Here is a 23,657-nt window from a genome sequence, read left to right on the forward strand (position 1 = left end):
ACACTGTCGTATTGTTGACCGCTTCGACTTCATATCGACAGAAGGCGTCCAATTGCATACAACTTTCACGGAAACTGGACGGAGAAAGCACCGAGAGTGCGATTAATTAGCGGCGCAACGAGGCATCCTGAGAGCTGCCGTCGGTGTCAAGCAGTTCAAGCCGAACTCCCTCAACAATGTCGTCATCCCGCGGCAGTTGGTCGAACCGGTCGACCAGCGACTTGTGGTACGAGGGCTCGACCAGTTCCAGCAGTGACGAACCGGTGAGGTCGGCAGGCGAGTCGGCACCGATGAGGGCACAAAACGCCCTGTTCGCATACTGGATGGTGTCGGCAGAATGAATGACGACCGGGCCAACAGGGTTGGGTTGTCCCATTTCGTCAGTGTTGAATGGGCTCCCAGTTGGGTGTTTGGATACGACGACCCGCTGTCGACGATCCAGTACTCATCGGCTTAGAACAGTGCCTCGCTTTCGTCCAGAACGTGGGCCGGGCCACCGACCTCCCAGACATCGGTCTCAATGCCGATCTCGGCTATTCGAGCCTCGACTTCGTCGACGTACTCCGCACGTGTATTCACATAGACGCTTGCCCCCGTGTCGGTCGAAAAGTAGACGTCGACGCCGTCTTCGCGGAGCTCCCGGACGGCATTAAATACGGCAATCGTCTCGGGCTGCCAGTAGACCCAGCCCGCGGGGCCGGTCATGGTCGCGGCGGTCAGCGACAGCGAGTCGTGTTCGGCGAGTTCGAAGACGCGGTCGAACGAGGCTTCGCGCAGGGCGTCGCGCATCTCGACGATCTGATCGTGAATGTGGGCCAACCGCGCTTGGAACATGTGGCTTTCGGCGGCCTCCTTGTGGGCGGCCTCCGTTTCTTTATAAGACGGAACGTGCGCAGCGACGATTTTGAGGTCGTCTTCGAGTTCGGAGTCGACGCGGTACGAGCGACAGTCCTCGTCGTTGAGTCCGGCATAGAGGTGTGAAAACGCACCCGTCACCGCGCGAGCAGCCGACGACGAGCCACGGCGGGCGACCGTCGATACTTCGGGCAGACTCATATCCAGTCCCGCGGCCTCGACGAGCGCGAGCGCGGCTGCGGCGAACCCCGACGACGATGAGCCGAAGCCGATGTTCGAGGGAAAGGAGTTCTCGCTTTCGAACCGGACAGCGTGGTCGAATCCTGCGAGGTCCCGAACGTGGTCGACGACCATCGAGATCCGTTCGGCGGCACGACCGTCGACTTCCTCGCCGTCGATCAGATACACGTCCTCGCTGGGGTCGCTCTCGGGAAGCCACTCGACGGTTGTCGTCGTGTTCGTCGGGGCGGTACAGACACTGATCGAGTCGTGGTATGGAAGCCGAAGCTCCGGGTCGCGCATGCCGTGGTATTTGACGAGCCCCTGAATCGGGTGGGCTCGTGCAGTGGCTTTCATGCTCATTGTCGAATACAGTGTCCGGTCGCGGGTTAGTCGTTCCGAATCGCCGACCCAAATCCGTCCAAACCCCAAGGACAGAACCGATAACAAGTGTTTAGGGTAAAGTCGTCGAACACCTGCGATATGACCGAGTACACCGTCGAGTTCGTTGGGACCGGAGAAACGATTACGGTCTCCGACAAGCAGACCATCTTGAAAGCCTGTCTCGAAGAAGGAATCGCTCAAGAGTACTCCTGTCGGGTCGGTATGTGTTTGGCCTGTTCGGCCGAGATCATCGAAGGCGAGGTCGCCCAACCGGCCGCTCGCGGCTTTACCGAAACAGAGCGAGAAAACTACGCGCTGACCTGCATGGCTCGCGCGCAGTCCGATCTCAAACTCGAACGCGGCGTCTACCCCCCGAGTATCGAAGACGACGTTCCGATCGCAAGTACCGACGCGGCAGCGGCCGACGACGACTAAGCAATTATTCTGCTTCGAACTGGTGGCGGACGATCTCACTGTCGTCGTCCCACTCGAAGTTTCCGCCGTGCGCACGAACCAGCCGCTCTTTGTATGCTTCCAGATCCGCAGAGCCTTCCCGCTGGGCATCTGTGTCGGTGAGTTCGCCCAGCGAGAGTTCGTCGACACTGATTACGACGAACGTCTGATCGTCGATCTCGAACGTGTCGCCCTCGGCGGCGTACGCCTGTCCGCGAGAGATCTGTGTCATCTTGCCCGACAGCACGGCCCGTTTGACGTGATCGTTGGGCAACAGCGTCTCGGCGTCGATGGTTCCCATAGAGAATAGTTGTCGCATGTTGACAAAAAGGTCGCGCCTCCGGAGCGACGGTCGACCCGCGGGATTCAAGACCATAGACGAACCCCAATCGAGTAATGCGACAGGACCACCTCATTTCGGCGACCCAACTCTCGCGGGGGGACATCGAGGCGGTGCTCGACCGGGCCGCAGAGATCGATGCGGACCTGACGGCGTGGAGTGATCGTCACGCACAGACCGTACTCGCGCTCTGCTTTTTCGAGCCGAGCACAAGAACGAAAATGAGCTTCGATACCGCGATGAAACGACTCGGGGGCTCGACCACCGACATGGGGTCGGTCGACTCTTCGTCAGTAAAGAAGGGCGAAAGCCTCGCGGACACCGTTCGCGTTGTCGAAGGCTACGCCGACGCGCTCGTCCTTCGACACCCAAGCGAGGGCGCAGCCAAAATGGCCGCCGAGTTCGTCGACGTCCCCGTGATCAATGCGGGCGACGGCGCGGGCCAACATCCGAGCCAGACCCTTTTGGATCTGTATACCATTCGCGAGCGGGTCGGTCTCGACGATCTGTCGATCGGCATTATGGGCGACCTCAAATACGGACGAACGGTCCACTCGCTGGCCGAGGCGCTCACCAACTTCGACGTTCGCCAGCACTTTATCAGCCCCGAGAGCCTTCGGCTACCTCGTGGCGTCCGGTTCGACCTTCACCAGTCGGGCGCGCACGTTCGAGAACACACCGAACTCGGTTCCGTTCTCGATGATCTCGACGTTCTATACGTCACCCGCATCCAGCGCGAACGGTTCCCCGACGAGACCGAGTACGAGAAAGTCGCCGGCGAGTACCAGATCGACGCCGACACCTTGGAAGCTGCGAACGACGATCTGGCGGTTATGCATCCGCTCCCGCGTATCGACGAAATCGACCCTGCGGTCGACGCCACCGATCACGCGACGTACTTCGAACAGGCTCACAACGGCGTGCCGGTCCGGATGGCACTGCTCGATTACTTGCTCTCGGAGAACGTGGAGGCAGACCAATGAGTGACCACGAACTCCGCGTTTCGAAGATACGCAATGGCACCGTCATCGACCACGTGTCGGGTGGCCACGCGCTGAACGTGCTGTCGATTCTCGGAATCGACGGCTCCGAAGGGTTGGGCGTCTCGGTCGTCATGAACGTCCCGAGCGACCGACTCGGACTCAAAGACGTCGTCAAGGTCGAAGACCGCGAGTTGAGCCAGTCGGAGGTCGATGTCATTTCGCTTATCGCCCCCGAGGCGACCATTAACATCATTCGAGAGTTCGAAGTGGTCCAGAAGAACCGCGTCGACCGCCCCGACAGTGTCGTCGGCCTGCTGTCGTGTCCCAACCGCAACTGTATTACCAACGAAAACGAGCCGGTCGAAACGGACTTTACCGTTGTCGACGACGACGTTCGATGTACCTACTGTGGGACGATTATTCGGGACTCGTTGGCCGACCACATCGACCCTGATCAGTAGTCGCCGCCTGCAGAAAGAATTTAACCCGGCCGTCCGTTCTGACTAGTATGTCGAAAAAAGTGAAACTCATCGCCGTACTCCTCGTCGTCGTAGTGGCCTACGTCCTGTTTTCGGGCGACACCAAACCCGTTGAAGTGACCGTCGAAGAGTAACCGTCACGCTGTCGACAGACGACTTCGAGAGGAGCGTTTGGAGCAAGTGACGGTACTCGTTCTGTGTAGGACTAGTGGTGTGATACTACACAAAGCACTTGTTTTATTACACAAATCTCTGCCCATGAGACGACGGAGCTTTCTCGGTAGTTGTATCCTCTCGATACCCGTAGCTGGCTGTCTCGGGGACGGTGTGTCTCCACCGACCGCAGAGGACAACGGTGACGAGTCGGTGGATACCGACTCGACGGGAAACGAAACCGACAGTGAAAGCGGTGACTCGTCAGAGACTACTACAGTTGAAGTTACAGACCTCGATCCAGACGACGTCGAGTTCAGCTTTTATCTCTTCGAAGAACTAGATATTTCGGAGCCAGAAGACCCGAAACCTGCGGTTTCAAACCGAATCGGTTCATCGAATGACTACCACAATGTCATTGTTCTGGCCGAAGACGAAACATCCGACGTATCACTCCTCGTTTCCGATTCCGGTGACGAAACCCTGCTGGAGACGACTGCTGACCTCTCTTCTGAGCGGTACGCCTTGCTCCGATTCGAAGCCCCAGACACGTACCGATTCGAGATAGATGCCGACGACGTTGCGAGAACGATACCCATCGACGAGGAGTACGTCGACTGTAACGAGTCGTCTCATTCGATTCTGGTTCGTGACGACGAGATCGAAGACGTATCCCAGACGACGGAACTGGCGTGTTCCTCCACGGGGTAATTGTGGAGCATTACAGACCGTCCTGTGATTGGTGCGTCTTCGAGTGAGTTTCGAACCGATCGTCGACCTGTAGCTGGTATTTAAATGGGCCGTATTGTAGACCGCATCGAACCCCAACAGAACGAACGACTTACCCGCAGGCGGCGGTATTGTTCGTCTATGTACGGGGTCGTCACGCGCAACGTGCCCGAGGTCGACTGGCCGGAGTTCGAACTCGCCTTCTACGAGGTCAAAGACGTTAGCGGCCGTCCAGCCGAACCCATCGACAACGCCGTGAATATGGTTTCGTGTTTCGGCGACAACGCCGCCGCCAGCAGCGATCCCGAGTTGGTCCCGGTCGACGCCGACGGCAACCAGGCGACCCGCGACCGGAAGTACTTCGATTGGGCCTACATCTGTCCGACCCACGACGGCTACCGCGAAGGTCTGCTCGAAATTGTCGCCGACTGCGCCGCCGCAACCCCCGATGTGCGGCTTGACGACGTGGGGTTTCCCCGCGAGGGCTACTGTCACTGCGAGCGGTGCGACCGGCGGTTCGCCGACAGCGAGTATGACGACCGCCAGGCGTGGCGCGCCTCGGTCGTCACTGAGTTTGTCGCCGCAGCCAGCGAACGAATCCCCGGCCGAACCTACCTCACGCTCTACCCAGATCCGTATCCGGGCCACCTCTACGAACGTGCTGGCCTCGATCTCGATGCACTGAGCGAGTACGTCGACGAGTTCGTCGTCCCGCTGTACGATCTCGACTACGGGACGACCTACTGGCTCGAAACGATTTCTCGCGGTTTTCGCACCGCGTTGGGCGGCGACTACGACCTCGATGGTGCTGAGCCAGACGTTCCGTTCTCGGTGGAACTGTACGCCGTCGAGGTGGACGTCGACAACCTGATTCATGCCGCAGAGGTAGCCGACACCTATGCCAAGAACGTGTTTTTTGGCTACGATGCCGCCCAGGCCTCGGCGGCGATCCGTCGAAAAAACGCCGACGAGCGCGACGGCGAGAGCTACGGGCCGGAGTCGTAGCCGAACAGCAACACAACGGGACAGTAGCCAGCGACTACCGCAGCAGTGACCGGACAGCCTTTTTAAGTCGACGCCCGGTCAGACGGGCTCTACTGACGCCTTCGACGACCCAACCCATCGGCAGCCAATCCGGCGGAACGAGCGGGCCGACGCGGGACGTTGCGATCGTGCGGGCCTCCAGATAACGTCTGATGCCTTCGGTGCTCTGCCGTCGACCGAGCCCCGAATCGCCGAATCCGCCCATCGGGGCGTCTGCCCCCCATCCTACGGCGAAGCCGTCGTTGACACAGACGGTACCGCAGTCGATCCGGCGAGCGACCCGCTGGCCCCGCTTTCGGTCGCCGGTCCAGACGCTCGCGTTGAGCCCGTACGGCGAGTCGTTGGCGGCCTCGACCGCGGCGTCGGTGCTTTCGACGGGTGTCACCGAGACGACGGGGCCGAACGTCTCCTCACAGGCGAGCTGTGAGTCGGGGTCGACGCCGGTGAGGATCGTCGGCTCGTAGCAGTAGGGTCCGACGTCGGGGCGATGCTGGCCGCCGGTGTGGACGGTCGCGCCCGACTCGCGGGCCGCCTCCACCCGACTCCGGACGCGGTCCAACTGGTCGACGTCGATCAACGACCCGATCTCGGCGTCGTAGTTGTAGGCCATCCCGAGTGTAAGCTGGCGGGTTTCGTTGACGAACGCATGTAAAAACGAGTCGTAGACCGATTCGTGGACGTAGATCCGTTCGGCTGACAGACAGAGCTGACCGGCGTTCGAGAAACAGGCGTTGACCGCGCCGCGAGCGGCCTCCTTGACGTCTGCATCGTCAAGGACAACGAAAGGGTTCTTGCCGCCGAGTTCAAGTGAACAGTCGATAAGGTTCCGCCCGGCGCGCTCGGCGACCACTCGCCCGGTTTCGGTGCCGCCAGTGAAGGCGACGTAGTCGACGCGGTCGATCAGCGCCGGGCCGACGACTCCGCCCTCGCCGGTGACGATCCGAAGCACATCGGCCGGCAGGCCAGCCCGCTCGAACAGTTCGGCCAAAAAGAGGGTGGCATACGGGGTCTTTTCGTCGGGTTTGAGCACCACACTGTTGCCAGCGACCAGCGCCGGGATCACATCCGCCATCGAGAGCGTAACGGGATAGTTCCACGGCGAGATCACACCCACGACACCGACCGGTTCGTAGGTCAGGGTCGCGGTGGTGAGCAGTGGAATCCCACCATCGCGTGGCTCATCGGCAACCGCCCTATGGCCACAATCAACGGCCCGATCGCAAGCGGACGGCACCGAAAACAACCCCTCAGCAGCTGTCTGTCGGGACTTTCCGGTTTCGAGTTGGATCAGATCGAGTAGTTCCGCGCGGTGGTCGACCACCAGATCGCTGAACCGATCGATGACTGTCGCTCGCTGGTCGACCGGCGTCTCAGCCCACGCCATCTGGGCTTCGCGGGCGGCCGTGACAGCGGCGTCGACGTCCGCCTCGTCGCAGGCGGGGACCGATCCGATCCAGTCGGCGGTTGTCGGGGCCTCGACAGCGATGGTCTCACTGGCGGTCGACCGAACGCGACCGGCGAGTCGATCGAGTCGCTCGGCTGTAGTCGACGTTTCCACGAACGGTGTGGACGAACGACCGGATGTCATTACTCTCCTGTCGGTGATATCGATGTAAATACCTGTGGCAGTGGGGGTTGTTTTTCGCGCTATGGCCCGTAGCTCAGATACCAAATGACCACGATTCCGAGCAGGAACACGACAAGCGCAAACCCACCAAGCAGGAACATGAGTTTGAGTCCTGCCCCTCCCGAATCGTCGTCAGGAGATTCGTCGTAGTCATCACCGGAATACTCGTCGGAACTCATTGGATCACGTACGGCCAGCAGCCACTTAGCTGGTGCGCCGAATAGCACGTCAACGGCCGGTTTGCCTGCTTAGTGAACCGTTCGGTCGTCACTCGTGTCGATATCCTCGATCGGATCGGCGTTGCCGAACGTCGGTGTCGGTCCATCACCCGGCGCGGCCCAGTCGACCGCATTGACGAGCACCTGCTGGACGTCCTCGTTGTGGTAGACGGGGTACGTTTCGTGGCCCGGTCGGAAATAAAAGACTCGGCCGTTGCCTCGCCGATAACAGCAGCCCGAGCGGAACACCTCGCCGCCCTCGAACCACGAGGAAAAGACGAGTGTGTCGGGTGCCGGGATGTCGAACCGCTCGCAGTACATCTCGGCCTCGTCGACCTCGATGTACTCCGCTATGCCATCGGCAATGGGGTGGCTCGGTTCGACAACCCAGAGCCGTTCTGTCTCGGCGGCCTCGCGCCATTTGAGCGAACAGGAGGTACCCATCAGACGCTTGAAGATTTTCGAGTAGTGACCCGAATGAAGGACGAGCAGGCCCATGCCGTCGAGAACGTGCTCGTGGACGCGCTCGACGATCTCGTCGTCGACCTCGTCGTGGGCGGCGTGGCCCCACCAGGTCAGCACGTCGGTTCCAGCCAGTACCTCCTCGGTCAGCCCGTGTTCGGGCTCGTCGAGCGTCGCGGTTCGCGTCTCGAATCCCGCCTCGCTGAGCACCTCAGCGATGACGGCGTGGATGCCTTCGGGATAGATCTCTGCAACCGTGTCGCTCTCGCGTTCGTGGCGGTACTCGTTCCAGACGGTGACGCTGGTCATACGCCTCCGACGGCGTCGGCATACAAGAGTGGTTGTGTCGACGATCCTCGCGGTCGTTAGTCGAGACCGGCTTCGGCGAACGTCGACATCCCGGCGTGGACCGCACACGCCGCGCGGTAGGCGTTCACGGCGACCGCCGCGCCGGTTCCCTCACCGAGTCGCATCCTGAGATCGAAGCGAGCCGTGAGATCGAGCGCGTCCAACTGGGCGGCGTGGCCGGGTTCGACCGACTCGTGCGACCCAAGCAGGTAGTCGGTCACGCGTGGCTCGATTTCGGCCGCGAGCAGTGCTGCAGCTCCCGAAATGAAGCCGTCGACGACCACTGGCGTCCGGCGGCTTGCGGCCTCCAGTGTCAGCCCGACGAGTCCGGCAATCTCGAAGCCGCCGACAGAGGCGAGCACGCCGAGCGGATCGTTCGGATCGGGATCGGTCGCCTCGATCGCCCGTTCGATGACTGCGATTTTCCGGGCTCTCGTCTCCTCGTCGACCCCCGTTCCGTGGCCAGTGACCGTCTCGATCGGGCTGTCGGTCAGGAGCGCTGTAATCGCCGCGCTCGGCGTCGTGTTCGCGATGCCCATCTCGCCGAGACCGACGAGCGCGGCCTCGGCCGCGTGGCTCCGCATCACCGACCGACCCGCCGTGATGGCCGAGTGTGCCTCCTGGCGGCTCATCGCTGGTCCGACGGCCATGTTGGCCGTGCCGTCGGCGATCCGGTGGTCGACGACGCCCGGCGGGACCTCGCCGGCGACACCCATGTCGACGATGACGTTCTCGATTCCGGCGGCATCGCAGAGCGCGCTTACGGCTGCGCCACCGTCGAGGAAGTTGGTGACCATCGCCGCGGTGATCGACTGGGGATAGGCGCTAACACCCTCGTCGGCGACACCGTGGTCGGCGGCCATTGTCACGACGACCGCGGGATCGACGGTCGGCCGGGGGGTCGACTGCATGGCCGCGAGATCGGCCGCCATCGTCTCCAACTGGCCGAGACTGCCCGGCGGTTTGGTGAGCGTCGCCTGGCGGTCGAGTGCCGCTTGGCGAGCGTCGGTGTCGAGCGGTGGGATTGTCACCGAAAGCGCCTCATCCGGCTCAATGGTGGACTCGCGGCTCACTGGTCGAAATCCGGCAGATCCTCGGGTGGTTCGAACTCCGATTCCCAGTCGATGTACTCGTCTAACAGGACGTCACAGACCGTCTGTCCGAGTTCGGTCAGCCCGGCGTTGATCGCCGAGACGGTCGACCAGCTGTCGAGCGCGGGGTGGAGCTCTCGTTCCTTCCAGTCCTCGGGGAGCCCCGGCGCGTGGTAGCCGACGCGGCCAGCAAAATCGTCCCAGAAGAAGTCGAAGCGCTCGATGAGCCCGAGATCCTCGACGATCTCCCACTCCTCGTCGGCAATCGGACTGTCGATCGACCACTGCTCGAAGGCGTCCTTCCAGGCACCCACGGCCAGAAACTCGTTGAGTTCGTCCCGTCGATAGTCGGTCTGGCCGATCACCTCGGCGTCGTCGTACTCGTTGGGGTCGACGTCCCGAAGCGTCGGGGCCTCAGGGACTTCGTGTCGGCTCATGAAAGCGCTACGAGCGCTCGGTTGTTAAGTTGCCTGTCGACGATCGATCAGGGGGTCGACCCCATCTCTGGTCGTGGTCCTGACGGTTTGTTTTTATTTCAGGAGCCCGCAGTACCGGTATGAATCCGACGCGACGTGCAGTGGTCGCCAGCGTTGGTTTGGGATCGATCGGACTGGCAGGCTGTCTGGCTCCAACCCGAAGCGGCCGTCAAGAGGCCGACTTCGAGTCCACACAGGTCTACCGGGACGTCGTCGACTCGGTGGTCGAAATCCAGGTCACCGACGGCGACGAAGACGTCGGCCAGGGCTCGGGGTTCGTCGTCGACGACGGGATAATCGTCACCAACCACCACGTCGTCGAAGGGGGCTCGGCGTTCAGCGTCCAGTTTTCGAACCACGAGTGGACCGAAGCCGAAAATCTCGGCAGCGACCCACACAGCGATATCGCCGTTCTTTCGGTCGAAAACGGCGCCAACGATCCACTGCGGTTCGTCGACCAGCCGCTGCCGGTCGGCGAGAAGGTGCTGGCGATCGGCTCGCCGTTCGATCTCGAAGACTCGCTCTCGGAGGGCATCATAAGTGGTCGCAACCGTGAAATACCGAGCCCGAGCGGCTACCAGATTCCCGACACGATCCAGACCGACGCGGGGCTCAATCCGGGCAATAGCGGCGGTCCGCTCGTCGACCGTGCGGGCAGGGTCGTCGGCATCGTCGTCGCCAAACAGGGCGATACGGTCGGCTTTGCCATCTCGGCCGAACTCGCCAAGCGCGTGGTTCCGGCGCTTCGTGAGAACGGCGAGTACAATCACTCACGCTTGGGGATCACGATGATCGACGTCGACCCCGAGGTCGCCGAGGCCAACGGTCTCGACGAGCCGGGTGGCCTGCTGGTCGTCCAAGTCGAACCCGATGGCCCGGGCGACGGCGTGCTCGAACCGAGTATCGAATCCGACGAATCCGACGGCCAGTCGACCGAAAACGAGTCGCTCCCGGAGGACCCAGAAGAGCCCGAAGAACCACCCGAGGAAGGGTCGATCCCGACCGGCGGCGATGTCATCGTCGAACTCGACGGCACCGACGTCCCTGATTCGAACATGTTGGCGCACGTGCTCGCACTCGATACCAGCCCTGACCAGACGGTTCCGATACGGATCATCCGAGACGGTGAGGAACGAACTGTCGAGGTGACACTCGGCACTCGCCCGCCCGAGCCAACAAATGAGTCGTCGAACGAGTAAGGATTGCTTACCTCCGTCGGACGCTACGATTCGAGTCGGTCGACGAGCGCCGACAACTGCTCTTTTCGCCCATCGATCGCCTCGGATCTGAGCGCGGCCTCGGCGTCGCTCGGACACCGTAGTTCGGGTACCTCGGTCGGTTCTCCCCCCTCGTCAAGCGCGACGAACGTGAAGTAGGAGCTGGTAGTCGGTCGATCGTCGCCCTCTACGGGGTTCTCGGCGCGCACGTCGACTTTGACTTCGATGCTACTGCGGCCGACGTTGAACACGTAGCCTTCGACGACGACCACCTCGCCGATATCGATCGGGCTGATGAAGTCGACGTGGTCCATCGAGGCGGTCACACACTGGCGGTTCGAAAACCGCATGGCAGCGATGGCTCCGCAGATATCCATCCAATGGAGCACCACGCCGCCGAGCGCGCGACCCAAATTGTTCGTGTCATTGGGCAACAGGAGTTCGGTCATCTCGGTGTACGACTCAACGAGCGCCGCGGTCTCGGATTCATCCATGCCAGATGCGTGACCGCTGATGTGAGAAAGCCGTCGATTTCCGTGAGTAACTCGGAGTAGGCAGTACCTACTGAGCGTTATTCGTCACCTTCTTCGAAAAACGGATCATCAGACCGCATCGACTTGTCGTCGGTGTCGACGGTGCTGATGTCGACTTCGTCGGGCGACCGGCCGGCTGCATCGAGGATTTCGTCGGAGACGGAGATCGGGCACTCGACGCGCACGGCGAGCGCGATGGCGTCGCTCGGTCGGGCATCGAACGCGAACGTCTCGGGTTCGCCCGCGTTGTAGCGTTCGGCGTCGACCTTTGCGTAGAAGGTGCCGTCGGCCAGATCGTCGATCCGGACCGAGTCGATCGCGCCGCCGAATTCGGTGACCATCTCGACGAGTAGATCGTGGGTGAGCGGGCGCTCGAACACTTCGCCGGAGAGTGCCAGCCGAATCGACTGGGCCTGATCTGCGGTGATAAAGATCGGCAGATACTCCTCGCGCGCTGTGAGAATGACCGCCGGGACGTTCGCACCATCGGGTCCGATACCCATGCCGATCCCTGTGATCTCCGCGGAGTGTGCCATACAATCCCTTCGGGAGACGCCTATGAATAACTGTTCCCAGCCAGCGAAACGACTGGTCGACAAAGCGAAGACTCCGATACTGGTAAACGGGACCGAGCGCTAGTCGCCCCAATGAGCGAATCAGCCGACCCACCTCCACAGTCACCCGATTCCGATGGTGGAGGTCTGGTCACTGTTGTCGGCACTGCCCACGTCTCCGAGGCGAGCGTCCGCGAGGTCGAAACACGGATCGCCGACGAACAGCCCGACATCGTCGCGGTCGAACTCGACGAAGGGCGCTACCGACAGATGCAGGGTCACGAACCCGATGACCTCGACGCCAGCGACCTCCTGCAGGGTAACACGGTGTTTCAGTTTCTGGCCTACTGGATGTTGTCGTACGTCCAGTCGCGACTGGGCGACCAGTTTGACGTCAAACCCGGCGCGGATATGATGGCCGCCATCGACACCGCCGAGCAACACGGCATCGACGTCGCGCTGGTCGACCGTGACATCCAAACGACGATCCAGCGCTTTTGGGCGCGCATGACGATCACCGAAAAGCTCCGGATGGTCGGCGGCCTCGCCTTTGGGGTGACCGACAGCCGCGTCGTCGGCATCATGGTCGGCCTGCTCGTCGGCCTGCTGGCGGGCCCAGCGCTCGCCGTGTTCGGTGGCGCAGTCGGCATTACGGAGGCGATCTATATTCGAGCCGCCAGTGCTGCACTCGTTGGATTTGCGACGACACTCGTCGTCGACCAACTGGCGGGCCTCGGCCTCAATGGCGACCGGCGGTTTGCGGTTGCGCTCGGCAGCGGCGGCGCGGTCGGCACAGTTGCCGCGTTCACCGGCGTTCTCGACGGTCTCGTCGGGAGCTATCTCGGTGGCTTTACGGTCACACTGATCGGCAGTCTCGCGCTCGGATTGGCCGGTGGGCTCGCGTTCGGGCTCGTGGCCGCCGCGCTCATCGGCCTCCGAGGGTCGACCGAACCCGAGGCAGGCGGCATCGACGAGTTGGATATCGACGACCTGACCGATGCGGACGTGGTGACCGTCATGATGGAGGAGTTTCGCCAGTTCAGCCCGGGTGGGGCTGAGGCACTGATCGACGAACGTGACGCCTACATCGCCCATCAGCTCGTCGGCCTCCGACAGGCGGGCTACACCGTCCTCGCAGTGGTGGGTGCGGGCCACCGCAAAGGTATCGAGGGCTATCTCGCTGATCCATCGACGCTGCCACCGATGGCGTCGCTCGTCGGCGAACAGAAAGGGAGTCGACTGCCGTGGGGAAAGATCGTCGGCGTTGGCCTGTCGGTCTGTTTCGTCGCCGTATTCGTTCTGTTGGCGATGGCAGGCGTACAAGACGGATTCCTACTCAGGCTGTTCGGCGCGTGGTTCCTGATAAACGGCGTGTTCGCCGCAGGGTTCGCAAAGCTGGCCGGTGCCCACTGGTCGTCGGCGGGCGTCGGCGGCGCGGTCGCGTGGCTCACCTCAATCAACCCCGCGCTCGCGCCGGGCTGGTTTAGCGGCTACGTCGAACTTCGATATCTCTCGGTCAACATCGGCGATATCTCGACGCTCAACGGGTTGCTGTCCGACGAAACGAAACCGGTCGGAGAGATCGTCTCAGAGATGTTCGACGTACCGTTATTTAAACTGATTATGATCGTGGCGATGACGAACGTCGGGAGCGTCATCGCGAGCCTCCTGTTCGTGAGTTACGGTCTGCCACTGTTCGGCGCCGAACTCGGCGGCGTCGACGGGATTACACAGCTAATGCTCGATGGCATGCGCAACAGCGCTGAACTCATCTGGAGGACCGTCACGTGAGCCTTGGCTACCGGATCGCTGGCTACGAATTCAGCCACACCGAGATTCGAGACCTGCTGGTCGCGTGGTTCGCGCTGGGTGTCGCGTTTGCCATCTTTTTCGCGCATCCGAACATTGCAGCACTGTTCCTCGCACCCGAGATACTCGTTGTGAGCCTACTGACCGCCGGGATTGCCTTCCTGCTCCACGAGGTCGCCCACAAGGTCGTTGCCGTCCACTACGGCCAAATCGCCGAGTTCCGCGCCGACTACAGCATGCTGTTTTTGGCGATCATGAGCGCCCTCATCGGCTTTATTTTCGCCGCACCAGGTGCGGTCCACCACCGAGGGTACTTAAATGACAAGGAACACGGCCACATCGCCATCGCCGGGCCGGTGACGAACCTGCTTTTGGCCGCCGTCTTCGTGCCTATCTACCTCGCTGGCCTCGCACTGGGCGTCGACATTCTCGGAACGCTCGGTCGGTTCGGCATCATCATCAACCTGTTTTTGGCCGCGTTCAATCTGATCCCCTACGGTCCGCTCGACGGCAAAACCGTCATCCGGTGGAGCAAACCCGTCTGGGTCGGGACGTTCGGCCTGAGCGTGCTGTTGACGCTCGGTTCGGTGCTGTCGCTCGGCCTTAGTTTCCGGATCTGACGAGGGTGCGGACACCTTTGCGTTCGGAGTGCGACCTCTTGGCATGGAAAGCACCAACCCTGCGACCGGCGAACAACTTGACGAGTACGACTCACACGACCGCGAAGATATCCAAACTGCACTTAGCAGTGCCCAAGAGGGGTTCGACGATTGGAGCCAGCGGTCGACTGTGCAGCGACAGACCCTCCTCAAACGGACCGCTGAGCTTCTCGACGAGCGCGTCGAGGAGTACGCCGAACTGATGACCCACGAAATGGGCAAACCCATCGAACAAGCCCGCGCGGAGGTCCGCAAATGCGCCTGGGTCTGTGAGTACTACGCCGAGACGGCCGCCGAGCACCTCCAAGACGAGGTGGTCGAAAGCGATCCCGATGCCCACACGCTCGTCAGCTACGAGCCGCTCGGACCGATTCTCGCAATTATGCCGTGGAACTTCCCCTTTTGACAGGCCTTTCGCTTCATCGCGCCGAACCTCGCGGCTGGCAACGTCGGCCTGCTCAAACACGCCTCGAACGTCCCGGGCTGTGCACTGGCCATTGAGGACGTTCTCGAAGACGCCGGAATGCCCGAAGGTGTCTTTCAGACGCTCCTGATTTCGTCGTCCGAAGTCGACGCCGTCATCGAAGACGACCGAATCGTGGGCGTCACGCTCACCGGCAGCGAGGGGGCGGGTCGTGCCGTCGGTCAAAAAGCGGGCCAGCAGCTCAAACCCTCGGTGCTCGAACTCGGCGGGAGCGATCCCTTCGTCGTTCTCGACGATGCGCCGATTGAGGCGACCGCCGAGCGCGGGGCGTTCGCCCGGCTCCAAAACACGGGCCAGTCCTGTATCGCAGCCAAGCGATTCATCGTCCACGACGCGGTGTACGATGAGTTCGTCGACGCCTTCGTCGACGAAATCGAGGCGCTCACTGTCGGCGACCCAATGGACGAGGAAACGGACATCGGCCCGATGGCCCGACCGGATCTCCGCGAGGATCTCGACGACCAGATCGCCCGCACCCTCGACGCCGGAGCCGAACTCCTCACCGGCGGCGAGGCCGTCGACGGCGAGGGGGCCTACTACCAGCCAACCGTCCTCATTGAGGTCCCACGGGATTCAGCAGCCGCGACCGAGGAAACGTTTGGCCCAGTCGCCAGCGTCACCCGCGTCAGCGACGAACAGGAGGCGATCGAGGTTGCGAACGACACCGACTTCGGGCTGGGCGCGAGCGTCTGGACGAGTGACCTCGACCGCGGCGAGGCCTTCGCTCGCCGGTTCGAGGCCGGGCTCTGTTTCGTCAACGAACTCGTTAAATCCGATCCCCGGCTTCCCTTTGGGGGCGTCAAGAACTCCGGCTACGGCCGTGAGCTGAGTCGACACGGCATTCGGGAGTTCGTCAACGAAAAGACGATCTGGGTCCAGCACGGCCTCGGCGAGGGCGAAACAGGCGACGATTCGTACGCGGGAGTCGAATAATGGATCGAGCAGACCAGACCGGTGCAGAGCTCCTGGTCGACTGCTTGGAAGCCGAAGACGTCGAGTACGTTTTTGGGATTCCGGGCGAGGAACTGGAGGATATCCTGTTTGCGATCAGGAATTCAGAAATCGAGTTCGTGCCGACGCGTCACGAGCAGGGAGCGGCGTTCATGGCCGACGTGTACGGTCGACTGACCGGAGATGCGGGGGTCTGTCTCGGAACGCTCGGTCCAGGAGCCACAAACCTCCTCACGGGGGTTGCCGACGCCCACCTTGATAAGGCTCCGCTAGTCGCGCTCACCGGCCAAGGTGGGCTCGAACGACTCCACCAAGAGAGCCATCAGGCCCTCGACATCCCGGATATCTTCGCGTCGGTCGTCAAATGGAACACACAGATCGACGACAGCCGGATTATCGCCGAATCGGTTCGTAAGGCGTTCAAGCTCTCTACCTACGAGAAGCCGGGTACAACCCAGATCGAACTCCCCGAAGACATCATGGGCGAGCACGTCGACGGCGAGCCACTGCCCGTTCGAGGTCGGGTTCGTCGACCCGATCCAGACCCCCAATCAGTACGGGAGGCAGCCGACCTGATCGAGGCCGCCGAGCATCCACTCGTCCTCGCGGGCAACGGTGCCGTTCGAGTCGACGCCGCCTCGCAGTTGCGAGCGTTCGTCGAACGAACCGAAATCCCGGTCGTCGGGACCTATATGGGCAAAGGGGCGGTCTCGGACCGCAGCGAACAGTCGCTGTTGACGCTCGATTCAGGGCCGAACCAGGAGGCAGTCGACGCGGTTGAGGCCGCGGATGTCGTCCTCGCGGTCGGTTACGATATCGCCGAACACGACCCGAAAAAGTGGAATCCCGGCCAGTCGAAAACAGTCGTCCACCTGGATCACGAGCCTGCCGAGGTGTATGCTCATTACAACCCGACTGTCGAACTTATCGCCGACATCGGGTCCGGACTCGACGAACTCGACAAAGCCGTCGAAGACACGGCGAGTACGTGGTGTGCGGATGCCCACGAGACGATTCTCTCAGATGCGCTGGCTCGCCCCGACGAGGGGCCGTTTACGGTCGCCGGAACCGTCTCGCTGCTTCGGTCGGCGATGGCCGACGCTGATATCCTGCTTTCGGATGTCGGTAGCCACAAACTAACTATTGCGCGTCGGTTTCCGACCTACGAGCCCAACACCTGCATCGTCTCCAACGGACTGGCGAGCATGGGGATCGCACTGCCGGGAGGCATAGCGGCTGATTTGGTCTCCGATCAGAACGTCGTCGTCGCCAACGGCGACGGCGGCTTTCTGATGAACGCCGCCGAACTGGAGACCGCAACACGGCTGGGCTGTGGCTTCACGGTGATCGTCTTCGTCGACGACGATTACGGACTGATCTCGGCCAAACAGACCGACCACCGTGGCGAGATGTTCGGCACCGAACTCACGAATCCGAATTTCGTCGACTTCGCTGAGAGCTTTGAGATCGATGGCTACCGACCCGACGACTGGGACGAACTCGGTAGTCTCCTCGAATCACAGGTTCCGAGCGACAGCCTCTCGCTGATCGAAGTCCCGCTCGGCTGATCGTTGCTGGCTAAATCGTTCAGCAACGGCGAGCCGTCGACGGTCGAATCACCGTGTTTTTGTGTTCACTCCGCGCCCCTTGAGACATGACTGCCGAAGACGAATCTGCTGACGAGGAGGAACTCACCTACGCTGACTCGGGTGTCGACATCGAGGCCAGCGAGGCCGCCACCGCCGCGCTCATCGGCGCGGTCGGCGACAGCGAGGGCGACTACGCCGGACTGCTCGACATCGGCGACCGCTATCTCGCACTCGCCACCGACGGCGTTGGCACCAAACTCCTGGTCGCCGAAGCCCTCGAAGACTACTCGACGATCGGCATCGACTGCATCGCGATGAACGTCAACGATCTGGTCGCCGCCGGGGTTCGACCCGTTGCGTTCGTCGACTATCTCGCGGTCGAAACACCCGACGAGAACTTCGCCGAACAGGTCGGAAAGGGGCTCGCTGCCGGAGCTGAGCAGTCCGATATCGAACTCGTCGGCGGCGAAACCGCCGTGATGCCCGACGTGATCAAGGGGCTGGATCTCGCGGGTGCCTGTGCGGGACTCGCGGCCAAAGACGCCCTGTTCGACGGTGAAGCAGAACCGGGCGACACGCTCGTCGGCTGGGAGTCCTCCGGCATTCACTCGAACGGACTCACCCTTGCGCGAACCGCTGCAACGAAAAATCACGAGTACACCGATTCGTTCCCCTATGAGGGCTACGAGACGGTCGGCAAAGCACTCCTCGAGCCGACCAAAATCTACACCGACCTCCTGGATCCGATGCGCGAAGCCGGTGTTCAGGGTGCGGCCCACATCACCGGCGGTGGCTGGACCAACCTCGAACGCCTCGGCGAGAACCGCTACGTCGTCGACGATCCGTTCGACGCCCAACCGGTCTTCGAGTTCGTCCAGGAGGAGGGCAACGTCTCCGACGCGGAGATGCACACCACGTTCAACATGGGAACCGGCTTCGTCGCCGCAGTGGAAGACGAATCGGCGGCCGAATCGCTGGCCGCGTCGACCGATGGCCGCATGATCGGTCACGTCGAAGACGGTGACGGCGTCTCGATCCGCGAGCTCGACCTATAAAACGGCTAGCTGGGATCGTTGTGCCGGTCCCACGCCGCTGGTTACAGTGGGGTAGACGGAACAACCCGGAACACGTCACACGTCGATACGGTCCCCTCTTTTATACTCGTTGGCGTGGTGACGCGTATGATGGTCACACACGAACCGCGACTCACACGTCGCCGGGCGATGCGCATCCTTAGCGGCACAGCGGTCCTCGGGACGACAGGGATCCAGCAGTCGACCGGGCCCGTCGTTGGCCAACCGCGTCCACAGCAGGATGGGACCGACGCGGCGGAGGTGAGCCTCGTTGCCGCGGACGGACAGGCCGAGATCGGACCGGATGCAAGCGGTGATACGTGGCAGTACAGCGACCAGCTTCCGGGGCCGGAACTCCGCCTCAACGAGGGCGAAACTGTTCGGATCGACGTCGACAATCAACTCTCGGAGGAGACAACCGTCCACTGGCACGGAGTTCCCGTCCCGAACGAGATGGACGGTGTCCCGAACGTTACCCAAGAACCGATCTCATCCGGCGAGACGTTCAGCTACGAGTACGACGCCTCACCGGCGGGCACCTACGTCTATCACAGCCACGTCGGCCTGCAGCTCGATACGGGGCTCTCCGGGCCACTAATCATCGAGGAAGACTCCCCGCACGTCGAGTACGACCGGGAGTATACGCTCATGATCGACGACTTCCTCTTCGGTCGACCGACACTCGACTCGATCGAAGCCCCACCCGGAGGCGGTCCTGGAGATGGAGATCCGGGGAGAGGACCTGGAGATGGTGGTCCAGGAGACGGAGGCCCCGGCAGAGGTGGTCCGGGCAGAGGTCCGGGGGACGGCATGGGTCCAGGAGACGGTATGGATCCCGGCGGCCCCGGCGGAGACGGTCCCGGAGGCGGCCCCGGTGGCCGAGGTCCCGATGATGGCGGACCTCCGGATGGAGATGGACGAGGCGGAAACAATCCAATGCAGGGACAACGCCCGCCATACGAGGGGCTAGTCATCAACGGCCGTCTCCCATCCGATCCACCGGCCTTCGACGTACAGGAGGGCGAGCGTGTCCGCCTTCGACTGATAAATCCCAGTAGCGCGACGACCTACCAGGTCGGAATCGGTGGCCACCCGCTGACCGTCACACACGCCGACGGACGGCCAGTCGACCCGATCGAGGTCGATTCTCTCGAACTCAGCATGGGCGAGCGGTACGATGTGATCGTCGAGGCCGACGCGCCCGGCGAGTGGGCGATCGTCGCCGCACCCGTCGTCGGGACTGAACAGCCCGCAGAAGCGAGACTCCGGTACGAGAACGCAGACGACGAGGGGACCGCCAATGGCCCGCAGTTCGACGGCCAGCGGCTCCAGTACAGCGATCTCAGCGCGCTCGACTCACTCGACGTCGACGGCACGCCCGACCGAACCTTCCAGTTCACCCTCTCGGGCGGGATGATGCAGGGCGATCCCGACGCGTGGACGATCGACGGACAGGTGTATCCGGACGCCGAGCCGTTAGCGATCAGCGAGGGCGAGCACGTCCGCGTGGAGATGGTCAACCGCAGTCCGGCGATCCATCCGATGCATCTCCACGGGCACTTCTTCCAAGTCGGTGAGGCAGTCAAAGACACCGTGATGGTGCCGCCCTACGGCGGGCAGGTTTCTTTCGACTTCCGTGCAGACAACCCCGGTGACTGGCTCTTCCACTGCCACAACGTCTACCACTTGGAGCGAGGCATGGCTCGCGTGTTCAAATATAGCTAAAATTGTCGCGGAAATCTACAGTGGGACTACCGCAAAAGGCTATCGTAGGGTTTAGCTCGTCGACGGCGTCATGCTGATGTTGAGGCCCTTCTGGATGATCTGTGTGAACGCCATCGAGCACAGGAAGTACCAGACAATCCAGACCTGGATCGGACCGACAATGCCGGTCGTCCACGTCACTTCCCCCGCCAGTGGGATAACGAGCGACGAGAGCTCGTAGTGGGCTTCTGCACCGCGATAGCCGACGACCCAGTACATCCAGAGGAACGCCGGAATGGTCAGAAACATGATCCAAACCATCGGGCGGAACTGCTCTTTGAACATGCCGAGCTGATCGCCCATCATTTCCATCTGTTCTTCTTGAATCGCTTCGAGTTCCTCTTCGTCGCCGCGTTCTTTCGCGTCTTCGCGCCGGTCTTTGACCGCCTGCATCTGCTCGCGGTACTGGCCCATCTTGTCCATATCCATTAGCGCGACCCGAAGCAATGTCGAGTACGTCCCGGTTGCGACCGCGATGATCATGATCACGACGTAGAACGGAAGCACGGACGTTATCGGCCCGAGCACCACGTCGACCGCATTGCCAACGAGTTCGCGAGCCGGTGCCCACGTGTAGCCCGCGAACATGCTGAGCGTGACGACGGCCGCACCCTTGTCCCACTTCGACCACGAACTGCTTTCGATTTCGTCACCGCTCTCGCCCGGTTCTTCGAGGCCATCCCGGATGGCCTCAGGCTCTTCGAGTCGGAATCCCGTCTCGCCGTCGACGAGAATTCCTTTCTCGATGAGTCGGCCCCACTGCCCACTGGTGATCTCTTCGCGCACGTCGACCCATTGGACCTCATTGTCAGTGGCACTGTCGAGGACCGTCTGGATCGCGGGCTTCATCTCGGCGTCCGATCGGACCATCGACCGGACCTTGCGTTCGATCCTGCTCATTACCACCCGGTAGGCAACCAGTAGTTAAGAAGGTTGTACTCTCGGTGTCCGCTCACCGACGTTCACTGGCCGTGAGCGTCACCACTCGCGTGGGTGCGTCTCCGTTCAGGACTCGTCTTCGACGACTGCGGCAATACGTTCGAAGACCTCGTCGGGGTGTGCCTCGCCGTCGACTTCGACCAACGCACCGTGCTCGCGGTAGTGTTCGATCACAGGCTCGGTGTTCTCGTAGTAGGTTTCGAGTCGTTCTTTGACGACCGCTTCGGTGTCGTCGTCGCGCTGGACGAGTCGGGCTTCGACCGCCTCGTCGTCGGGCATGTTGAACTCGGTGTGGTAGATGTCGCCCGTCTCGGGGTCCATCCGTCGACCGGTGAGCCGTCGTACGAGTTCCTCGTCGTCGACGTCGAGGAAGATCACTGCGGTCAGATCGGTCTGCTCGCTGAGGTATTCGGCCTGCGAGAGGTTGCGCGGGTAGCCGTCGAGAACGAAGCCGTCCGCGTCCGCGAGTGCGGCGTCGACGATCTCGTTGACGACTTCGTCGGGGACGAGTTCGCCCGCGTCCATGTACTCGCGTGGCGTCCCGTACTCGGTCTCCATGTCCTTGTTCGCACGCAGTGCATCTCCTGTGGTGATGTGTTCGATATCGTACTCGTCGGCCAGCCGTTTGCTTTGCGTTCCCTTGCCTGCGCCTGGCGCACCGAGCAACAGAATTCGCTTGCTCATACTTCTCAGGTCTCCGGCCGGGGTTAAATGCTTGAAGAAACTGTTGCGAGCCGACAACCGTGAAAAACACTGATTCTTTGAGTAGGCAGTGCCTACCACGGCCATGACTCGATTCGACGCGGAGACGTCCAGCGAGCGCTGCCACCTGTTTGTCGAGGCGATTTCCGCCCACCGGAAGCGGGGTAGTGAGTTCCTTACGATCGAACCCGACGTCCTGCCACCGTCGTCGACCGACGAACTCAAACCGTGGATTCAGTTCAGCGACACCACTATCTCGATGGACTGTACCGACACCGAACTCGATCGGCTCAAAACGCTCGTCGACTCGTACCCCGAGTTTCGTATCGAGGGGTTGGAGAGCCCCGAAAGCGCCGAGGGCACACACGCCCAAATTTCGGCTCGGTCGGACGCCAACCGACTGGCACAGTTCATCGACGAAGCGTTTCAGACCGTCTACGGCTACGAGTCGAGCTACACGGCCTGGGTTGTCGCCATCTGAGGTGGTCGTTGGAGAACTCGATTAGGCGACAACGGTCTGTCGGGCAAACTCCCGAATCACGTTCGTGTAGGCGGTCGGGCGGTGGAGATTGCAGACGTGGCCAACGGATTCGAGCACCTCGATCTCACAGTTTTGGGCGGCTTCGGCGTGGGCTGTTTCGCCGCGTCGCATGACCAGGTCACGGCCGCCGTTGACAAGGAGCGACGGACCGGGATACGACGCGAACATCGCCCGGAAATCGCGGCCTGCCAGATACGGGCCGGCGTTGCCGAACTGCTTCGGATAAAAGCCGGATTCGATTATCTCGCGTTTGTGGTCGTCGGAAATGTCTCGGTTTCGTACCCACTCGGCGGCCCGTTTGTCGACGAACCCCCTGACCCGGTCGCTCCGTGTGGCCAACCGAGCGATGCCGCCGGTTGCACGCGTCAGCAGTTCCATCCCGTCGACCGGGTTCGCGCTACTGCCCGAGAGCACGAGACCGTCTACCCGTTCGGGGTTGTGGCTTACGTACTCGGTTGCGACATAGCCGCCAAGCGAGAGGCCGACGATCAGTGGATCGCCGTTCGTCTCGGTTTCGACAACTTGGGCAAGGAGGTCGACGGCCGACTCGAAATCGAACGAGCCATCCGCCCGTGACCCGTGGCCGGGCAGATCCGGGGCGACGATATGAAACTCTTCAGCCAGCCCGTCGCGTTGGGGTGCCCACATCTTCCGTGTGAAGACAGCCCCGTGAACGAAGACAATCGACTGGGCGTCTTCAGGGCCAGCCGTGTCAATTGCTTCGGATAACGGCGTGTGATCGGTGTGGTGCATCGTCCCGCGTACTACCACGGCAGCATGCTTAGTATTGGGTGTGAAACCTACGTTTTCGAGAGCTTCAGCGAAAAATACTAGCACTACTTCTGGGGTTTAGCCTGGAGCCAAGGAGATCTGGGGAGAAACATCGACGAGGTCGGTGCAACTTGTCGGGATCTGCTCAGGTTTGACGAAACTTCAGCTGAGATTCGACGCTCCAACACTCACTCACGAGTAACGTGTGCT

Annotated in this window: 25 protein-coding genes and 1 pseudogene; 13 read left to right on the plus strand and 13 right to left on the minus strand. The window is 61.8% G+C overall.

From position 1 onward, the window contains the following. Window positions 1-106: 106 nt before the first annotated feature. Together O2S87_RS12965 and mvaD are read right to left on the minus strand one after the other, a co-directional pair. On the minus strand, window positions 107-376 hold the full coding sequence (locus O2S87_RS12965; protein ID WP_475409210.1) for a PAS domain-containing protein: 270 nt from the start codon (window positions 374-376) through the stop codon (window positions 107-109). A gap of 77 nt (window positions 377-453) precedes the next feature. After that, window positions 454-1,431, minus strand: coding sequence for a phosphomevalonate decarboxylase MvaD (gene mvaD, locus O2S87_RS12970; protein WP_475409232.1), 978 nt, complete (start codon window positions 1,429-1,431; stop codon window positions 454-456). A 126-nt stretch (window positions 1,432-1,557) separates the two neighbouring features. On the opposite strand from mvaD, the gene O2S87_RS12975 reads away from it, so the two are divergent. Continuing rightward, a complete protein-coding gene (locus O2S87_RS12975) occupies window positions 1,558-1,893 on the plus strand; it encodes a 2Fe-2S iron-sulfur cluster-binding protein (protein WP_475409211.1) in 336 nt (111 codons plus the stop codon). A 4-nt stretch (window positions 1,894-1,897) separates the two neighbouring features. Here O2S87_RS12975 and O2S87_RS12980 read toward each other — a convergent pair whose 3' ends face one another. Then, window positions 1,898-2,212, minus strand: a complete 315-nt coding sequence (locus O2S87_RS12980; protein WP_475409212.1) for an ASCH domain-containing protein — start codon at window positions 2,210-2,212, stop codon at window positions 1,898-1,900. A gap of 95 nt (window positions 2,213-2,307) precedes the next feature. On the opposite strand from O2S87_RS12980, the gene pyrB reads away from it, so the two are divergent. The 4 genes from pyrB (at window position 2,308) to O2S87_RS13000 (ending at window position 5,600) form a co-directional block, all read left to right on the plus strand. After that, window positions 2,308-3,234 carry an aspartate carbamoyltransferase gene (pyrB, locus tag O2S87_RS12985; protein ID WP_475409213.1) on the plus strand — a complete coding sequence of 309 codons (927 nt, stop codon included), beginning with the start codon at window positions 2,308-2,310 and terminating at the stop codon, window positions 3,232-3,234. Beyond that, window positions 3,231-3,695 carry an aspartate carbamoyltransferase regulatory subunit gene (pyrI, locus tag O2S87_RS12990; protein WP_475409214.1) on the plus strand — a complete coding sequence of 155 codons (465 nt, stop codon included), beginning with the start codon at window positions 3,231-3,233 and terminating at the stop codon, window positions 3,693-3,695. The genes pyrB and pyrI overlap by 4 nt, the downstream gene beginning before the upstream one ends. A 276-nt stretch (window positions 3,696-3,971) precedes the next feature. After that, window positions 3,972-4,577: a hypothetical protein gene (locus O2S87_RS12995; protein WP_475409215.1), complete on the plus strand. Its 606-nt coding sequence runs from the start codon at window positions 3,972-3,974 to the stop codon at window positions 4,575-4,577. Between the two features lie 159 nt (window positions 4,578-4,736). Next, complete coding sequence (locus tag O2S87_RS13000; protein WP_475409216.1) at window positions 4,737-5,600, plus strand: hypothetical protein; 864 nt, start codon at window positions 4,737-4,739, stop codon at window positions 5,598-5,600. A 34-nt stretch (window positions 5,601-5,634) separates the two neighbouring features. On the opposite strand, the gene O2S87_RS13005 is transcribed toward O2S87_RS13000, so the two are convergent. From O2S87_RS13005 to O2S87_RS13025, 5 genes are all read right to left on the minus strand, one after another. Then, on the minus strand, window positions 5,635-7,227 hold the full coding sequence (locus O2S87_RS13005; protein WP_475409217.1) for a succinic semialdehyde dehydrogenase: 1,593 nt from the start codon (window positions 7,225-7,227) through the stop codon (window positions 5,635-5,637). Window positions 7,228-7,286: 59 nt separating this feature from the next. Then, window positions 7,287-7,445, minus strand: a complete 159-nt coding sequence (locus tag O2S87_RS13010; RefSeq protein WP_475409218.1) for a hypothetical protein — start codon at window positions 7,443-7,445, stop codon at window positions 7,287-7,289. 69 nt (window positions 7,446-7,514) lie between these two features. Next, window positions 7,515-8,255, minus strand: a complete 741-nt coding sequence (locus O2S87_RS13015) for a ThuA domain-containing protein (protein WP_475409219.1) — start codon at window positions 8,253-8,255, stop codon at window positions 7,515-7,517. Window positions 8,256-8,311: 56 nt separating this feature from the next. Next, a complete protein-coding gene (gene cobT, locus O2S87_RS13020) occupies window positions 8,312-9,367 on the minus strand; it encodes a nicotinate-nucleotide--dimethylbenzimidazole phosphoribosyltransferase (RefSeq protein ID WP_475409220.1) in 1,056 nt (351 codons plus the stop codon). Then, window positions 9,364-9,822: a DUF7992 family protein gene (locus O2S87_RS13025; protein ID WP_475409221.1), complete on the minus strand. Its 459-nt coding sequence runs from the start codon at window positions 9,820-9,822 to the stop codon at window positions 9,364-9,366. The genes cobT and O2S87_RS13025 overlap by 4 nt, the downstream gene beginning before the upstream one ends. A 119-nt stretch (window positions 9,823-9,941) precedes the next feature. On the opposite strand from O2S87_RS13025, the gene O2S87_RS13030 reads away from it, so the two are divergent. Next, window positions 9,942-11,060 carry a S1C family serine protease gene (locus tag O2S87_RS13030; protein ID WP_475409222.1) on the plus strand — a complete coding sequence of 373 codons (1,119 nt, stop codon included), beginning with the start codon at window positions 9,942-9,944 and terminating at the stop codon, window positions 11,058-11,060. 23 nt (window positions 11,061-11,083) lie between these two features. Here O2S87_RS13030 and O2S87_RS13035 read toward each other — a convergent pair whose 3' ends face one another. Next, on the minus strand, window positions 11,084-11,572 hold the full coding sequence (locus O2S87_RS13035; RefSeq protein WP_475409223.1) for an acyl-CoA thioesterase: 489 nt from the start codon (window positions 11,570-11,572) through the stop codon (window positions 11,084-11,086). Window positions 11,573-11,649: 77 nt separating this feature from the next. After that, window positions 11,650-12,147, minus strand: coding sequence for a bifunctional nuclease family protein (locus O2S87_RS13040; protein WP_475409224.1), 498 nt, complete (start codon window positions 12,145-12,147; stop codon window positions 11,650-11,652). Window positions 12,148-12,258: 111 nt separating this feature from the next. On the opposite strand from O2S87_RS13040, the gene O2S87_RS13045 reads away from it, so the two are divergent. From O2S87_RS13045 to O2S87_RS13070, 6 genes and pseudogenes are all read left to right on the plus strand, one after another. Continuing rightward, on the plus strand, window positions 12,259-13,956 hold the full coding sequence (locus O2S87_RS13045) for a TraB/GumN family protein (RefSeq protein WP_475409225.1): 1,698 nt from the start codon (window positions 12,259-12,261) through the stop codon (window positions 13,954-13,956). Next, the gene (locus tag O2S87_RS13050) at window positions 13,938-14,594 is read left to right on the plus strand and encodes a zinc metalloprotease (protein WP_475409233.1); all 657 of its coding nucleotides are present in this window, start codon (window positions 13,938-13,940) and stop codon (window positions 14,592-14,594) included. Before O2S87_RS13045 ends, O2S87_RS13050 begins: the two co-directional genes overlap by 19 nt. Window positions 14,595-14,637: 43 nt before the next feature. Next, a pseudogene (locus O2S87_RS13055) lies at window positions 14,638-16,050 on the plus strand (NAD-dependent succinate-semialdehyde dehydrogenase). Then, the gene (locus tag O2S87_RS13060) at window positions 16,050-17,636 is read left to right on the plus strand and encodes an acetolactate synthase large subunit (RefSeq protein ID WP_475409226.1); all 1,587 of its coding nucleotides are present in this window, start codon (window positions 16,050-16,052) and stop codon (window positions 17,634-17,636) included. The pseudogene O2S87_RS13055 and the gene O2S87_RS13060 overlap by 1 nt, the downstream one beginning before the upstream one ends. An 86-nt stretch (window positions 17,637-17,722) precedes the next feature. Next, window positions 17,723-18,712 carry a phosphoribosylformylglycinamidine cyclo-ligase gene (gene purM, locus O2S87_RS13065; protein ID WP_475409227.1) on the plus strand — a complete coding sequence of 330 codons (990 nt, stop codon included), beginning with the start codon at window positions 17,723-17,725 and terminating at the stop codon, window positions 18,710-18,712. A 129-nt stretch (window positions 18,713-18,841) separates the two neighbouring features. Then, window positions 18,842-20,455: a multicopper oxidase family protein gene (locus O2S87_RS13070; RefSeq protein ID WP_475409234.1), complete on the plus strand. Its 1,614-nt coding sequence runs from the start codon at window positions 18,842-18,844 to the stop codon at window positions 20,453-20,455. Between the two features lie 51 nt (window positions 20,456-20,506). On the opposite strand, the gene O2S87_RS13075 is transcribed toward O2S87_RS13070, so the two are convergent. Together O2S87_RS13075 and O2S87_RS13080 are read right to left on the minus strand one after the other, a co-directional pair. After that, a complete protein-coding gene (locus tag O2S87_RS13075) occupies window positions 20,507-21,394 on the minus strand; it encodes a DUF106 domain-containing protein (RefSeq protein WP_475409228.1) in 888 nt (295 codons plus the stop codon). Window positions 21,395-21,499: 105 nt separating this feature from the next. Continuing rightward, a complete protein-coding gene (locus O2S87_RS13080; RefSeq protein ID WP_475409229.1) occupies window positions 21,500-22,117 on the minus strand; it encodes an adenylate kinase in 618 nt (205 codons plus the stop codon). 103 nt (window positions 22,118-22,220) lie between these two features. On the opposite strand from O2S87_RS13080, the gene O2S87_RS13085 reads away from it, so the two are divergent. Continuing rightward, complete coding sequence (locus O2S87_RS13085; RefSeq protein ID WP_475409230.1) at window positions 22,221-22,616, plus strand: DUF7975 family protein; 396 nt, start codon at window positions 22,221-22,223, stop codon at window positions 22,614-22,616. Between the two features lie 21 nt (window positions 22,617-22,637). On the opposite strand, the gene O2S87_RS13090 is transcribed toward O2S87_RS13085, so the two are convergent. Beyond that, window positions 22,638-23,429 (minus strand): alpha/beta fold hydrolase, encoded by a 792-nt coding sequence (locus tag O2S87_RS13090; protein WP_475409231.1) that lies wholly within the window; start codon window positions 23,427-23,429, stop codon window positions 22,638-22,640. Window positions 23,430-23,657: the final 228 nt, after the last annotated feature.

This window comes from Halohasta sp. A2 (genome assembly GCF_056175805.1).

Coding starts and splice junctions, on each gene's coding strand:
- O2S87_RS12965 (WP_475409210.1), bottom strand. CDS start 376: ATGGGACAACCCAACCCTGTTGGCCCGGTCGTCATTCATTCTGCCGAC.
- mvaD (WP_475409232.1), bottom strand. CDS start 1,431: ATGAAAGCCACTGCACGAGCCCACCCGATTCAGGGGCTCGTCAAATAC.
- O2S87_RS12975 (WP_475409211.1), top strand. CDS start 1,558: ATGACCGAGTACACCGTCGAGTTCGTTGGGACCGGAGAAACGATTACG.
- O2S87_RS12980 (WP_475409212.1), bottom strand. CDS start 2,212: ATGGGAACCATCGACGCCGAGACGCTGTTGCCCAACGATCACGTCAAA.
- pyrB (WP_475409213.1), top strand. CDS start 2,308: ATGCGACAGGACCACCTCATTTCGGCGACCCAACTCTCGCGGGGGGAC.
- pyrI (WP_475409214.1), top strand. CDS start 3,231: ATGAGTGACCACGAACTCCGCGTTTCGAAGATACGCAATGGCACCGTC.
- O2S87_RS12995 (WP_475409215.1), top strand. CDS start 3,972: ATGAGACGACGGAGCTTTCTCGGTAGTTGTATCCTCTCGATACCCGTA.
- O2S87_RS13000 (WP_475409216.1), top strand. CDS start 4,737: ATGTACGGGGTCGTCACGCGCAACGTGCCCGAGGTCGACTGGCCGGAG.
- O2S87_RS13005 (WP_475409217.1), bottom strand. CDS start 7,227: ATGACATCCGGTCGTTCGTCCACACCGTTCGTGGAAACGTCGACTACA.
- O2S87_RS13010 (WP_475409218.1), bottom strand. CDS start 7,445: ATGAGTTCCGACGAGTATTCCGGTGATGACTACGACGAATCTCCTGAC.
- O2S87_RS13015 (WP_475409219.1), bottom strand. CDS start 8,255: ATGACCAGCGTCACCGTCTGGAACGAGTACCGCCACGAACGCGAGAGC.
- O2S87_RS13025 (WP_475409221.1), bottom strand. CDS start 9,822: ATGAGCCGACACGAAGTCCCTGAGGCCCCGACGCTTCGGGACGTCGAC.
- O2S87_RS13030 (WP_475409222.1), top strand. CDS start 9,942: ATGAATCCGACGCGACGTGCAGTGGTCGCCAGCGTTGGTTTGGGATCG.
- O2S87_RS13035 (WP_475409223.1), bottom strand. CDS start 11,572: ATGGATGAATCCGAGACCGCGGCGCTCGTTGAGTCGTACACCGAGATG.
- O2S87_RS13040 (WP_475409224.1), bottom strand. CDS start 12,147: ATGGCACACTCCGCGGAGATCACAGGGATCGGCATGGGTATCGGACCC.
- O2S87_RS13045 (WP_475409225.1), top strand. CDS start 12,259: ATGAGCGAATCAGCCGACCCACCTCCACAGTCACCCGATTCCGATGGT.
- O2S87_RS13060 (WP_475409226.1), top strand. CDS start 16,050: ATGGATCGAGCAGACCAGACCGGTGCAGAGCTCCTGGTCGACTGCTTG.
- purM (WP_475409227.1), top strand. CDS start 17,723: ATGACTGCCGAAGACGAATCTGCTGACGAGGAGGAACTCACCTACGCT.
- O2S87_RS13070 (WP_475409234.1), top strand. CDS start 18,842: ATGGTCACACACGAACCGCGACTCACACGTCGCCGGGCGATGCGCATC.
- O2S87_RS13075 (WP_475409228.1), bottom strand. CDS start 21,394: ATGAGCAGGATCGAACGCAAGGTCCGGTCGATGGTCCGATCGGACGCC.
- O2S87_RS13080 (WP_475409229.1), bottom strand. CDS start 22,117: ATGAGCAAGCGAATTCTGTTGCTCGGTGCGCCAGGCGCAGGCAAGGGA.
- O2S87_RS13085 (WP_475409230.1), top strand. CDS start 22,221: ATGACTCGATTCGACGCGGAGACGTCCAGCGAGCGCTGCCACCTGTTT.
- O2S87_RS13090 (WP_475409231.1), bottom strand. CDS start 23,429: ATGCACCACACCGATCACACGCCGTTATCCGAAGCAATTGACACGGCT.